The sequence below is a fragment of the Aliikangiella aequoris genome (assembly GCF_053709105.1).
On sequence record NZ_CM132298.1, the window covers coordinates 3,411,126 to 3,424,793 of the forward strand.

The 13,668-nt window shown below is 38.1% G+C and carries 11 protein-coding genes and 1 pseudogene; all 12 read right to left on the reverse strand.

The window, feature by feature from the left end:
• Positions 1-144 precede the first annotated feature (144 nt).
• The 12 genes and pseudogenes from ACUR5C_RS14770 to ACUR5C_RS14825 all read right to left on the reverse strand — a co-directional run bounded on the left by ACUR5C_RS14770 (position 145) and on the right by ACUR5C_RS14825 (position 13,481).
• On the reverse strand, positions 145-1,320 hold the full coding sequence (locus tag ACUR5C_RS14770; RefSeq protein WP_454465944.1) for a TonB family protein: 1,176 nt from the start codon (positions 1,318-1,320) through the stop codon (positions 145-147).
• On the reverse strand, positions 1,320-1,694 hold the full coding sequence (locus ACUR5C_RS14775) for a BlaI/MecI/CopY family transcriptional regulator (RefSeq protein ID WP_454465945.1): 375 nt from the start codon (positions 1,692-1,694) through the stop codon (positions 1,320-1,322). Before ACUR5C_RS14775 ends, ACUR5C_RS14770 begins: the two co-directional genes overlap by 1 nt.
• Positions 1,695-2,107: 413 nt before the next feature.
• Complete coding sequence (locus tag ACUR5C_RS14780) at positions 2,108-2,602, reverse strand: hypothetical protein (protein ID WP_454465946.1); 495 nt, start codon at positions 2,600-2,602, stop codon at positions 2,108-2,110.
• Positions 2,603-3,334: 732 nt separating this feature from the next.
• Positions 3,335-3,634: a hypothetical protein gene (locus ACUR5C_RS14785; RefSeq protein WP_454465947.1), complete on the reverse strand. Its 300-nt coding sequence runs from the start codon at positions 3,632-3,634 to the stop codon at positions 3,335-3,337.
• A 170-nt stretch (positions 3,635-3,804) separates the two neighbouring features.
• Positions 3,805-4,248, reverse strand: coding sequence for a DUF3592 domain-containing protein (locus tag ACUR5C_RS14790; protein WP_454465948.1), 444 nt, complete (start codon positions 4,246-4,248; stop codon positions 3,805-3,807).
• A gap of 125 nt (positions 4,249-4,373) precedes the next feature.
• The gene (locus ACUR5C_RS14795) at positions 4,374-4,877 is read right to left on the reverse strand and encodes a hypothetical protein (RefSeq protein ID WP_454465949.1); all 504 of its coding nucleotides are present in this window, start codon (positions 4,875-4,877) and stop codon (positions 4,374-4,376) included.
• Between the two features lie 127 nt (positions 4,878-5,004).
• Positions 5,005-5,478: a hypothetical protein gene (locus ACUR5C_RS14800; RefSeq protein ID WP_454465950.1), complete on the reverse strand. Its 474-nt coding sequence runs from the start codon at positions 5,476-5,478 to the stop codon at positions 5,005-5,007.
• A pseudogene (locus ACUR5C_RS14805) lies at positions 5,475-5,720 on the reverse strand (hypothetical protein); the annotation flags it as partial. The pseudogene ACUR5C_RS14805 and the gene ACUR5C_RS14800, both read right to left, overlap by 4 nt.
• 90 nt (positions 5,721-5,810) lie before the next feature.
• Complete coding sequence (locus tag ACUR5C_RS14810; protein WP_454465951.1) at positions 5,811-6,329, reverse strand: DUF6714 family protein; 519 nt, start codon at positions 6,327-6,329, stop codon at positions 5,811-5,813.
• Between the two features lie 1,115 nt (positions 6,330-7,444).
• Entirely contained in the window at positions 7,445-12,229 is a 4,785-nt protein-coding gene (locus ACUR5C_RS14815) for an RHS repeat-associated core domain-containing protein (protein ID WP_454465952.1), read from the reverse strand.
• A gap of 389 nt (positions 12,230-12,618) precedes the next feature.
• On the reverse strand, positions 12,619-12,840 hold the full coding sequence (locus ACUR5C_RS14820; protein WP_454465953.1) for a hypothetical protein: 222 nt from the start codon (positions 12,838-12,840) through the stop codon (positions 12,619-12,621).
• Between the two features lie 5 nt (positions 12,841-12,845).
• Positions 12,846-13,481 (reverse strand): hypothetical protein, encoded by a 636-nt coding sequence (locus ACUR5C_RS14825; RefSeq protein ID WP_454465954.1) that lies wholly within the window; start codon positions 13,479-13,481, stop codon positions 12,846-12,848.
• Positions 13,482-13,668: the final 187 nt, after the last annotated feature.

Below are 13,668 nucleotides of genomic sequence, written 5' to 3' on the forward strand. Positions count from 1 at the left end.
TCTTTGTAAGAGATATCTGTCAATTAAGGAATTAAATAGAATGAATAAAAAAGCAGAACTTGTGAACTGTTACAACAGCTAAAGCCCGCACATTAGCGGGCCTTAGCTGTAGTCGTCAATGAAATGTTTAAATCATATTACTGATTAATTTACTTTAAACTCTAGTGTATATTTTTTATTTTGATGGCCGCCGTTGGTTTTAAACTTCCATTGGCTAATTGCCGCTCTAGATACGTCGTCGAACACACCTTTAGGTGATGAGTCTGCAACTTTTAAATTAACGGGTGTGCCGTTAGCGTCCAAATCAAATTCGAACTGAACCCAGCCCTCTACTCCGCCTTTAGCTGCTTCTTTAGGGTAGTTAGGCTGAACCACTTTAATCGGTTTCGCTTCTTCTGCACTGGCAGCGATAGTAACTGTTGCTGCACCCCAAATAGACACTGCTGCAAATATTCCAAAAAACCATGAGTGCCAACTTTTCTGTTGTTTTTTATTTAACATTGTAATTCTCTCCGTTATTAACGATTGGTAGTTCCATTGATTGACTAAATTTGAACTCATTGAGGCTTGAACGTTTTCAATTAAAGTTAAGCCATATTGTTTGATACTAATATCTTGATGCTTTCTCATCACGTCTAAGTCACAAGCAAGCTCTTGATCCGCTTCAAAGTACTTATCAGCAATTAAAAATACAGGATTAAACCAAAAAATTATTTTGATAATATTTTTTACGAAGTTAATTCGGTAGTCATTTCTTTGAATATGAAACAGCTCGTGCAGCAATATCATTTTTTGCTGACTTTGAGGCATTAACTTAAAGTCTACTGGTAAAATTAAATAGGCTTTAAATATACCAAAAACCGCCGGTGTCTTAATTAATGAAGAATGACAAATCACCGTCTTGTTTAATATTTGCTTTTGCTTTTCAGATAAATAATCAATATTGAAATTAAGCGAAAGTGGCTCTAGAGAATTTAATAACCGCAGGTATCTGCTAGCATAATCCAGTACTAGCGCGCACAGAACCACTAACCATACAGTAAAGAAAGACAGTGAAAACCATTGTTCGACATTATTGATGGGTAAAACTTGATTTAAGTTGACGCCACTGTGAGGAAAAATAATCAGAGAATGTGAGCTAGTGAAAACATCAATTAGATTAAAGGGGATCAATAAAAATAGGGGTATAACCAGCCACTGTTTATAAGAAAAATCTGCATTAAGATATTTTAATACATAAGGTCTTAGCGCAAGAATGAGTAAAACTAAAACCAAACAACCAATGGCTTTACTTAATAGGATTTCAACAAAAAAGCTCATTATTTATCTTCCTTGTTTTCAACTTGGTTTAATACATCCCTGAGTGCCTGAATATCATCTGCGGTAAGCTTTTCTTGTTTCGCAAATGCGGCAACTAAGGAGCTTACACTGCCATCAAATACCTTTTTCAAGAAACTTTCGCTCGCCTGTTCAACATATTCTTGTTTTTGAATAATAGGATAATACAAATACTCGCGACCATTCTTTTCAAACCCAATTGCTTCTTTCTTTAGCAGTCGGTTTATTAAAGTTTTAGCCGTTTTAGCTTCCCAGTCGAGATTGCTATCTAGGCGTTGAATGATCGACTTGGCGTTAAGTGGCGCGGTCTGCCAAAGCACATCCATTATATTTTTCTCTGAATTACTTATTTTCATGTTTTAACTCAAAAATTAATCGGGTCATTGGGTCTAAAGTTAAACCGAAAGATTACATGCGTAATCTACGGAACAAAGTATTACAAACGTAATCGATAAAGGCAAGCTTTAATTGTCATTCTTACTTTATTTTTGCATGAAGCCTGCATTCACAAACCTTTTAGGCTTGCCGAGAATTAAAACTGGCAGATAAAATTGATTACAAGCTTGCCTATTTGGGGGCTTTACGGCATTGCAGCGGGGGGCATGAAGGGTATAGTTTCTAAATGCTAATAGAAATGCTCTTAGGTTGAGTAGAGACACAAACCCCAACATCAAACACTCTGATCTGCGTTCTATGCGGCTATTGTTGTCGGGTTAGTAACCTGATCTACGATAAACCTAACTTATGTAGTAGCGTGAAAAACTAGCCATTACTTTCTTATTTCGACAATACAAACGTAAATAGTATCGTCTTGCATAATATAATCGGAGTGAAAAAAGTCGATCGAATAAACCTCTCCAACCGCCAAAACATCTGCTTGAAATAATCGATTCTGATAGCAGCGAGTCGCATTCTTCGAATCATAATAATCAAGATAAACCAGTTCATTATTGTCAATATTCCGAAACTTTAACCTAGTTGAATTAGAGTAGCGTTGTTTCGAAAGCAGTTGAGCATTCAATGTTTGATAGTTGCTAGATTGCTTTTGAGTAAAGAGCATAGAATCGTAATAAATACTAATAAAGAGCGGAGTTGAAACTGCCAAAAATACTATGAGATTAAGGTACTTAAACTTAACAGCAACGAGAGTATTTGTTTTTCTAAAGCTAGGAATAACTAAATAGATTAGTACTAGTATTGGTAATAAAAGTAAAACTAAGTAAGACCAGTTCCACCATAATACTTCATAGATAATTTGATTCATTCAATTGACACTTAGCTTCTTTTTTTAAGCATTTATATATTCTGGTTAAAGAATAAGCGAGCCAAAAACAGTAATCAACCTTTAGTGCGTATAAATGTTGTTGGGATTAGTACCCCACACCTACTGAAGCTAGCTTCTCAATAGAAATTCACGGTGTAGTCCAACCAACTACGCAATCAAAATCTTACATTAATCATTCCAATTTCAGCCCATCAGTCAACCTTTGCTTATACGATTCGCTTAAAGTGAAATGCGAATCTAAGTAGTCATAAATGTAAGGCTTTTCTTCATTCGAGATAAGCGGCTCAAGCTTTTCAAATAAATGGTCATTATCGTTGCGCAAAACCGAAAGAAATATGGAGGGTTTTTCCGTCAAATCCACTCCACGAAAAATTATTAAATCGACTTTCAATTTGGAATAATCTTTATGCAACAAAACTCTATCCAACGCTTCACTAGGATAAGTAACTATCCAATGGTTTGGGACTAAAAAAATAATCACTAAAACTGTAAGCAGCAGTATTAACGGGTTTCTTCCCACTTGCTTTGCCCTCTTTAAAATTCTTTAGCTTCTATGCCCGAATGTTAGAGTGCCCCTCCCCATTAAGCCCATTCGGGTCACTCTGAAAATACCCGTATCAAAGTATTGCCCTGGGAAGAACTCTTAATATGACTGTCCACAATTACTTTCTTCAACCAGAGTTGTCGGGTTAATCGACCCGACTTACGGACTTACCGAGTTAACATTTTAGAATTAAAGTAAGCTGACTTAACCATTCTTTTACGGGCGCGTTCTGCCATTTCTTGATCAGAGTCCAAGTAACTCAGCTTTACTAACTTTTCCATTTCCTCGAAAGAGCAAGCATAAGCTATCCACCAATTAAACGCTCCAAATCGAGTGTGTTCTGAACTATCTTCGTGCCCACTCTCATATTCGCTCAATTGTATTTCTGCTAACGCTTCTGGATACATATTCCATGAAATCCACTGAGCAGGAAACTTCATTAGCTCTAGAAATTTATCTACAGTCATTGACTACACTCCTCGCATTCTTCAACTGGTTCGACATCGTCCAATACAAAAGGTGTCATTTTGTAATCCCCCCATTATTCGCATCACTGAAAAGTAGAATTTCAGATAGCAAAATGCCCTGGTCATTTCTGATAATTGGCTTTGGAAGGTATTAATAAATTGAAGCCACACTAATCAGTTTTTCTCTTCCATAAGAAAAATGCAAGTAAACCTGATAATAATGCCATTATTAGATAGGCTCTAATATATTCAAACGCAATATTTCTATGTAAGACTACGCTCATATCTGGTGAATTAGGGTTTACTAACACTTGAAGAATTTGGCCTGCATTAAAACTCTGAGTAATAGTATCTTTGTCCAAGATTGTTCCCTCGGATAGAAAAGCTAATCTATTACCAATATAAGAATCACCGTTTAAATGATACTTATATTCGATAGATGCTGATTTTCTCTTGACCTGTATATCTACGACTTGAGCATCGACATATATCCAGTTCTCCAAATCGCTAGTCCAATAGAGCTGCCATGTTAAAATCACTAACATGGCAACAGATAAGGTCGCTAAAATTGAAACAACTATTAGTCTTAAATACTTTTTTACATTGGCTCTCAATATATTCTCCGACACATTACTAATGTTTAACCTTCGCCTATGAAAATATAACGTAATCCCCCTATTATTAGCAGCAGTTAAAAGTAGCTCAGCACACTGGGCATCGGATTATATTTCAAGAAGAGTTAGTACTCCTTAAACCATTTATGGCTTGTTAAAAGAGGAAAGGATGTCCCGACGAACTCCTTAAAGTTATTATAAACATTCGATAGCAGAGTTCTTACTTGTTCTTTACCCAAGGTAATTCTAGAAGGGCTTGGATTCCAATTGGTAGCGCTCAAGCACTCTATTACAATATCTTGCCCCGTTATCGAAAAGACCAGTCTTCGTTCAAGTCCTTGTTCATAGAAATCTATTTCAAATTCACCAGAATCCTTATCAATTTGATCAAAAGCTTCGGGTAACTGCTCGAGAAACGTACAAAAATCTGTCCCAATATCAACAGGCCAACGTAAGTCTCCAAAGCCACTTACAGAGAATGAGAATTTACCTTCAACTTGCATAAGCTCACAAATATCTGACAGTAGTGCGTTAACATCATCAAACTCTGCATCGTATGCAGGTTCCTTGTCATATTGACTAGGTGTTAGGGAGTTTATGTCTCTAACTTGAAATTTAATATTAAACATAATTACAACACCGGATAACAAGTTTTAAAACCACCACCGCGCTTAGGAATGCTTAATATGACTGTCCACGATTACTTTTAAGCAGTATTGAAGGAATAAGTACTAGTAATAATATAAATATCTTCTTTTAATGTGTTAAATTGTTTTTTACCAATTCAAGCGTCTCTATAGATCTTTCAACTGTCAACTCGTCAAACAAATTCTCCTCTTCTGTTAACCAAAAAATCCATTCCTGAATTACTGTTAACTCTTGTTTGCTTAATCCAAGGAAACGCTTTTTGAAGAAATCATCCCAGTAACCCTCGTTCGGACTTCTATCAAGCATTTGAAGTAAAGAGTCGTAAATTAAAAAATCCCTCTTATCCCCCTCGACACCAACTGCACAGATTCGTGGCAAATAATACATAAATGCTTCTGGACTTAACCAATTCAAAACATCATATGATCTTTTCAAAAGTTCACAATCTAAATTATCCCAGTCCAACTGTTCAATTTGCTGAACCTCATTCATTTCGTCCTCTGTCAGTTGTCGTGAATCTGTCAGAATCTCTGGTTTAGCTCTGCTTCCAAAGGAAGATTTAAATAGCTCTATTACATTCATTGTATCATCGCCGTACATCTTGCAACATGATTCCATGCAGAAGCTCGCGCCTGTTGATGGCCTTCATCTCCTCCGCTCCAACATTTTTCGTCTCGATGAGTTCGAGCCATAGCCAAATCTAACCAAGCTTGCTTTACATGTTTTAACTTTCCTTGTGACATATTCGTTTTGCATTTACCTAAGCCACCAACTTTATTCTTAGCATTTTGCACTTTTTTATTGAGTTCGTCACATTTATTCTTGTCATCGTTGCATTCGTCGTCATCGGCTTCGGCGCCACTTTTCGCAGCTGCTTGATATGCTTAATATGACTGTCCATGATTACTTTTTTTCTAAACACTCGCCCAAAACTCATGACTGAGTATTTCATCTATTATAGATGTCGACTTTTGAGCTTGCTGTAATAGCGATTTCATATAAATCAGAAAATTTTTACACGCCTTCTTCTTTCTCAAACCAAACAAACTAAATCGTTCACAAAAATGATTGTACAGCTCATTTCCCCTATAAGGAGTTGGGTCAACAAATGTTAATACTGTGCTTAGTTTTTTAGGGGTAGGCTCATTCAAAGCTCTTACCATATATGCGGGTAAGTAGTATGCGACACCTACAGAGTCAAGATAAGTGGGAGCTAAACTCCAGCCTTTTTCAAGATGCTCCTCTGGTACATCAATCCAATCACCATTAAAATCCTGAACTAAAGTAATTTTCTTAAGCTGCTCTACATCTTTAATCCAGTTATCTTTAGCTAAGGCAGCATGTAAGCCTAGATGGGATGGAAAGGCCACATCGTTAAAACTATTCTTAATATCTTCTAGCAAAGCACTTTTTGTTTCATCATTCACATTCATTATCATTGCACCTTCTTTGCGCCGCTTTCAGTTTTTCTATCGCTCGCTCAATTATGTTTATACGAATTAAATGAGCACGGCTTTTGCGTCAAATCCACTCCACGAAAAATTATTAAATCGATTTTCAATTTGGAATAATCTTTATGCAACAAAACCCTATCCAACGCTTCACTAGGATAAGTAACTATCCAATGGTTTGGGACTACAAAAATAATCACTAAAACTGTAAGTAGAAGTATTAACGGGTTTATTCCCATGAGCTTTGCCTTCTTTAAACTTTTTAGTTTATAAGCCTGGAGGTTAGGGTGAGGTACAAATCCCAACATCACACATTCAAACAAAAAAATTAATTGTAATACTTACAAATCATCCATACCAAATAATATCACTACTCAATCAAATCATTGCTGTTGGGATTTGTACTTCAAACCTACGGTATAGTCCACCTTACCGAGTTCAAGATTTAGTAGCAGTGTGATTATGGATTTACAACAATCAACGACCTCATTCATCAAATGGCGATGTGCCGCAAAAAAGGATTTTAGCAACTAGATAATTTTCTACTTTTAACTGCTGCTAATAATTGGGGATTACAGACTACCATCCCTACCACGGTTCATCACGCGATAATAGGCATATTCGAGCTCTATACGTTCTGGTCTAGGTATTAAATCTCCTTGAGCTATGAGCAACTGACTTGACCCGTTACCGTTAATTTAAAAAGTTAAAACTGGAGTAACATAAAACATCGAGATCAAGTTTAGTAATGATAAGGATAGCTATGCCTTGATATTATGGAGGCGTCCATATATGTCCTGATTTTTTTAGTTATTAGTTAAAAAATATTCATACTTTTGAGAATTATTAAAAGCACAAAACTCTGAATAGATAGAAATATGAAAAATGCTTTCAAATTTAACTCAACAATTATAAGTCTGTAAATCGCAATAGCCAATGGAAATAATCCAATAAACGCTAGACCAATGTATCTCATCACATTGATTACTTCAGCTAAATATTCGAGCTCGAGCTCTTTCTCCATGACTGCCATTACTATGAAAGCAAGCGTATAAACTATGAAAGAGTATATAACCCAGCTTAAACTCTTTTCTAAATTAATTTGATTCACACTCACAACCATTTTCATCCAAAAGAATCGGAGCTGAAGATACTAATCCTCCGACCAAACCTGACGTACCAGCATATATTACGTTTTTTACTGGTTCATTATAAATTAGGTCAACCACGTCATGTTTCACCAGCCCCAAAGTATACCAACGACGTTCCGTTCTATAAACTATTCTAAAGGGAGCTAGGAGCGCCCCTGAAACATTCCCAACCTGACCTGCAACACCCGCTGTAGCCATATTAATCCCGACTTCCATCACGTTTACATCCCCAGTTTCTATATACTGTTGGGCAGCATTTCCGCCTCCCGCAAATAAAGCCCCTGCGATAACAGAGGTACCAGCACTAATTGCACCAGAGGCAGCGCCAACTGAAATAAGACTCATATACTCCCAGAAGCTTATCTGACCACATTTATATTTTTCATAGTATATAAATGCAGCCGCTCCGCCCCCTAAAGCAGCCCCAATGGCGTGAGCAGGAGTAAGTCCATCAGGGTCACTATACATCACGGGATTCTGATAAGCATACCCAAACGTATTAATCCCCCCACTAAGCCCAATCGGGTCACTCTGAATATACCGCCCTATCTCCGGGTCGTAATCCCGAAAATAATTGTAATGCAAACCCGTTTCCGCATCAAAATATTGCCCGGGGAAGCGAAGGTTACTTTCAATGGTGTTTACTTCTATTACGGCTTTACCAAAAGGTGTGTAATTGGCTTTCCAGCGGACGTTTCCATTTTCGTCAGTCAGCGCCGTGGGTGTGTTTAAGTGGTTTGTGTGAACGTAATAAGTTTTGTTGTTGTTAATTGTGGCTATGCGCTGCCCGTTTAAGTAAACGTATTCTTTTACTTGAGTACCGCTATTGTCTAATTCGGCTATTAGCTGGCCACTAGCATCATACACAAAAATAGTTACCGCGCCGTTGACATCTTTGCTGACACGCTCTCCTTTAAAGTTATACTGATAAGTCGCGCTCATGCCTTCTTTGCTAGCGGTTTTAAGCCGCCCTTTCGCGTTGTAGGTGAACGTTAAATTAGGGTTAGTATCATCTGGAATATCGGCAGCGTTAAAACTAATACTTAGATTAACATCGGCAAAGTCTGCATAGCCGTGTAGCCGAATGTAATAACGATTTTTATTAGGCGATGCCACAACACATTCTTCGTTATTACCCCACTTATAGGGTCTGCAGTCGTAAACCGATGCGGTGGGTTGGTTGCCTTCTAAAAGATAAAGATCTGCATCACCGCTACCACCAGTAATGCGAACTTGGAGATTACTCGCGCCAGCGGGTAGGTCGACATAATAATTTAAGTCTTGCCCTTTTTGAGCGCTAACTTGGCGGTTATCACCGTTAACTAATTCTCCTTCAGCCTGCACACTTTGATTTAAAGTTGCACTGCTAGTGGTGGTTTCGCTGTTTTTAATCAGCAGGTTGCCGCTCGCATCATAATTGAACTCGCGCGACTCAGCGCCACTAATTGTCATAAGGCGATGAGAGTCTGGCGCATAATGGTAGTTATTAGTATTACCGTTGGTGGTTTGAGACAAGCGGTTGCCGATGCGATCATAGTCATAACTCAACACGCCATAATTACCTTCAGCGTTGATAAGGCGTGATAAAGCATCATAACTAAATCGTTGATTGTCTAAAGTGCTTAACGGGTTGGTAATAGCGGATATATTATTAACCAAGTCAAATTGATATTGGTATTGGTAAATTCCCGAAACCGACTTGTCACTCAAGCGATAATCTAAATCATAAGTTTGATTAAGTGTACGACCATTACCGTAAGTTAAACTTTGTAATGCACCAAATGGCATAAAACGAATATCGCTAGCAAGCGCTTGGGTTTGTCCTTGAAACTCTGTGCTAATTTTTGAAACTTGCCCCATTGCATCATACCCATAGATTAAACTGCGACCGCTTGGGTAAGTAATTGTATTAATTCGCCCTATGTCATCGTAATGGTATGCGGTGGTATAGGTATTGCCATTAACAACTCGAATTTCATGGGTAACCAAACCAAATAAGTTGTACCTAAAATTAGTCGAACCACTACTATCTGTTACTCGAGTCAAACGACCAACACCGTGATTTCCATCGCTCGTGTCATCATAAAAATACGTAATATTTTCACTGCTATCCGGGTAGCTTTCGGTTAACAAGCGATTTAACGCATCATAAGTAAAATCGACTTTAATACCTCTCGCATCAGTTTTACTCGTTAGGTTGCCAGCAGCATCATAGGTCATTGTGCTGGTCCCAGTATCTGGGCTGATTAGTTTAGTCATTTCACCAAATGCGTTGTACTCGTACTGAGTGGTTTTGCCTTCGGCGTCTGTGACTTGCGTTAGCTGATCCTGACGGTTATAAGTAAATGAAGTTTCGAATGAGTCAGGATCAATGGATTTTTCAAGCCGGTTAAGTGCATCATAGCTGTGAAGGGTTTTATTATTTTTGGCATTTTCTAATGCTTGCACATTTCCATTCGCGTCATAAGTGACTTTATTTAACTGGCCATTATTACCCAAGCTTTGTGTAATTTGGCTTAACCCGTTAAATATCGATTTTTGTGAAAAACGTAGTGCACCATTGGTATCTTCAATTTTGGTTTCGGTGACATTACCCGCTAAGTCACGAACATATTTAATACGATTGCCAATCGTGTCTGCTATTTCAATTAATCTTTCACCATCGTCATATTCATAGTGAGTTTTCGCGCCACTCGGTAATTCAATGGTTTTAACTGCGCCGGTAGGAAAATAAGTATAGTGAGTTATTGCGCCATTAGTCGCGCTCGACTTTAACCATCCACGCGGCGTATAAGTAAGCTCTGTCACACTGCCATTGGGGTCAGTAATTGTGCCAACTCGCCCACTTGCATCATAGTTACCCAGCTGTGTTATATGCCCTAAAGGATTAGTGACTTGGGTAAGATTACCGTGAGTGTCATAGAGAAAAGTGCTTGTATCATCTACATCAGAGCGCGGCCCATCTAGCTCAAGCAACAAACCTTGATCAGAATAAGTCCTTCGAGTGACTCTTGTTTCTCCAGACTGCACATCTCTTAGATTAATCGCTGTAACTAAATTTTGCGCGTTGTAAGTATAAGTCGTTTCTAAATTACCTTTTGTTATTTTAGTTGGCTGCCTAGTTTGTTTATTCCAGGTTGTCGTAATAGTGCGCTCATTTACAGTACCAGCAGCCTCTACGCGCTTTACCTCTAATTTGCGATCATTATATTCATAGCGAGTGATAACACCTTTGGGATCAACATTTTGTTCAAGCAGCCCTTGCTCGTTGTACTCATAATGCCAATCACCAGCGGTACAACCAGCGCAAGGTAGTTGTTCAAGTTTAACTAATTGCTTAGTCTCAACTTTATCCACTCTATTAAGTTCATAGTGATAAATAGAGTCCTGTGTCTGTTGTCCATTAACAAATGTTGTTATACGAGATTGATTAGCTTCGCTAAAGTCAAACTCTACTTTCTCTAATCCATCAGCATGCTCACTACTAATTGCCCGCCCTTGTGTATCATATTTCCAAGTAGCAAAACGTACTCCCTTTTCATTGATTTTTCCTGTCATGTTATGTGGAAAATTACTATTTTCATACAAAAACACAGTCGCCGGGTTATCAGATAAATCTTCAGGGGTTTCGTCGGGATAGACCACTCGAGTAAGATTGGTCAAAGTATCATATTCAAAGAAATACGATTGACCGCCAGGAACTTCCAGTTCGCTGAGTAAGTCTTGATCGTTATAATTGAATATAAGTCTCTGATTAAATAAATTGGTAACAGTTTTTATTTTACCGCTACTGGTATAAGTATAAAAACGCCGAAAGCCATTATTTGATTTGTCTTCTATTAAGTTGCCATTACTATCAAAGTAATCAATTTTTCCTCTTGGATAGTGCTGCTCTAAAGTGCCATTCGCTCGTCTAACCAATCGTCCAGCGGGCGCATAATTACTTCTAAAGACTTGTTCTCCACCTTCATCCTTTCCATAAAAGATATGATTAAACCCGTTCTTATAAACTATGCTATAAATTGAAAAATTGTCGCCTTCTTCAGCGTGTTCAATTTTCTTAGTAAGGTTATCTCCTCTATTAAATCCTATTGGCGGCTCCCAATGATTACTAGACCATTTATTGTCTTCACTTGAATAGTAGCTAATATAACTTAGAGGATCAGGACCGCTGCCACTATAAATCACTTCGGTTTCGGTTTTCTCACCATTCTCGCATTTAATCGGATTCCCTCGACTCGCTTTCGCACCAGGGGTTTTTACATCACATTTTTTTTGCTTAGCGCAAAAGTCCAATCCGCCATCGCCATCAATATCTATTTTTTCCGGATAAGCTTTAGGGCAATATTTAAATTTTCGATAAAAGTGAGTTACTGCGTTACGCTTTTTTCCATCATAATAGTTTCCTAGGCTATCATGCCAAAAATACTTTAGTAAATAATAGTCAGCGTAGGTAATACCTTTACTCGAAGTATTTTCCGTTTGATGAGTAAGAATTAGCTCTGAGCAACCGTCGAATATTGAATTAGGGTGTAGCCCAGCTTTTAAATGATCGATACATGTATGTTCCCTTGCTTCAGCTAAGTTTTTCGTATGCCTGTGAAAATTCATATCTTGAATATAAATTAACTCTTGATCTTCCAGCGCTTCAATATAGCTCTCATTGTTAGCAAGTGCACTGAGCGCCAAAGATAGCAACGGTAGAAAAACGAATAACTTTATTTTAGCCATTTTAAAATCCCTTTATTTTGCTGTAGAGCGGCCCAACGTCAAATCAATCTGTTGGCTAGTGCGGGCAAAATATATCAGCCCCCTGACTTGGTAAAGATAAAAAATGAGATATAAATTGTTTTGTGACGCGAGACTCAGTTACGTGAGATAAGGCTTATAAGGCTAGTTTGTGCATCTCAAACTAGTTTAAGTTGCGGTAGTTTTTGAATTTAGATAAAAGCGAATGATTTTTTAGCTTAAAAAAAACAAAAAAATTTTACTCGCAATTCAACCAGTTTCTTTTTTGGTTAGTTCTTAATTTACTAAGTTTTATAGTCTAGATTAAATTGCTGCCGCAGTGCTTCACAGGCCTGCGGCAGATTTTTTGTTTAGGAAAAAAGCCTTCCACTTTAACTTATAACCAATTCCACATCAGCTTCACCAAACTCAATTTTTTCTTCACCTTGCATGGCGTATACTAAATTAAAATACGGTGGGCAAATATCTATTGAAATAGTTGCACCACCTGGCTCGCAGTCGGCAGCGACTTCCGCTAATGTGCGTTTTTTCACCCAATCTAAATACTTTGCGGTGGCTTCTGCCGACAACTCTACTTTTAACTTTTCTTGCATTGTATTTACTCTCCTATTTTGATTAACTGAGACTGTGAATTAATAGGTTTTCCGCCTATTGAAATACTTACCGGATTACCAAGCCCTGGCCCAGAATTTAATCCGGTTAGTTCGCCAGACCGATTAAGAGGATAAGAATGAAACGCATCGGGGCAATAGCAGTAGCCTTCTATTTCACCAAAGATGCTGAGCGGTTTTGGGTTATCAAGTTGGTGCGTTTTTATCTTTTGTCTCACCTGTTTTAATTGACATTTTATCGGCCAATTAACTATCTCTCGTTGTAGCTTTAAAATGCGATATTTGTGATAGCACATAGCAGCAAAAGTGATTTGGGTGACAGGCCCACGGGTTTCAACCCGAATGTGAGGACCTAGCTGTTGGTAATAGTCAAGCCTTGCTTTTTCTTCTTTTATTCTCCATGTATGCTTGATCGCTTGCTCTACCACACCGACTTCAAGCTTAAGCGAGTCAGCTAAAAAACCCGCCATGTTCAGTTTAATATTTCCAGCGAGGATTGCGTCAGCACGCTTAAATGCCTTACCCCGGGAAGATGTTGAGAAGCAGCTGGCAAGCTTACGACGTGTTTGATACAGGCTAGTCGTTTGAAGCTCGTGCATTACGAGCTGGACAATTGGATACATAGTTTACTCCTTGATTGATCCCGTTAACGAAAACATAAATCAAGGCAACACCCTATCGAGAAAAGTCAGTTTGCTTTTCAGTCGACGATTTAGCTGTATTTATACCCCGCCCGCAAGTTGCCTTAAATCGGCGGCGTTGAGTGCTTAACCATTGCTAAGCCGTACTCACCTAATTAATGATACGGTG

Coding starts and splice junctions, on each gene's coding strand:
- ACUR5C_RS14770 (WP_454465944.1), bottom strand. CDS start 1,320: ATGAGCTTTTTTGTTGAAATCCTATTAAGTAAAGCCATTGGTTGTTTG.
- ACUR5C_RS14775 (WP_454465945.1), bottom strand. CDS start 1,694: ATGAAAATAAGTAATTCAGAGAAAAATATAATGGATGTGCTTTGGCAG.
- ACUR5C_RS14780 (WP_454465946.1), bottom strand. CDS start 2,602: ATGAATCAAATTATCTATGAAGTATTATGGTGGAACTGGTCTTACTTA.
- ACUR5C_RS14785 (WP_454465947.1), bottom strand. CDS start 3,634: ATGACTGTAGATAAATTTCTAGAGCTAATGAAGTTTCCTGCTCAGTGG.
- ACUR5C_RS14795 (WP_454465949.1), bottom strand. CDS start 4,877: ATGTTTAATATTAAATTTCAAGTTAGAGACATAAACTCCCTAACACCT.
- ACUR5C_RS14800 (WP_454465950.1), bottom strand. CDS start 5,478: ATGAATGTAATAGAGCTATTTAAATCTTCCTTTGGAAGCAGAGCTAAA.
- ACUR5C_RS14810 (WP_454465951.1), bottom strand. CDS start 6,329: ATGAATGTGAATGATGAAACAAAAAGTGCTTTGCTAGAAGATATTAAG.
- ACUR5C_RS14815 (WP_454465952.1), bottom strand. CDS start 12,229: ATGGCTAAAATAAAGTTATTCGTTTTTCTACCGTTGCTATCTTTGGCG.
- ACUR5C_RS14820 (WP_454465953.1), bottom strand. CDS start 12,840: ATGCAAGAAAAGTTAAAAGTAGAGTTGTCGGCAGAAGCCACCGCAAAG.
- ACUR5C_RS14825 (WP_454465954.1), bottom strand. CDS start 13,481: ATGTATCCAATTGTCCAGCTCGTAATGCACGAGCTTCAAACGACTAGC.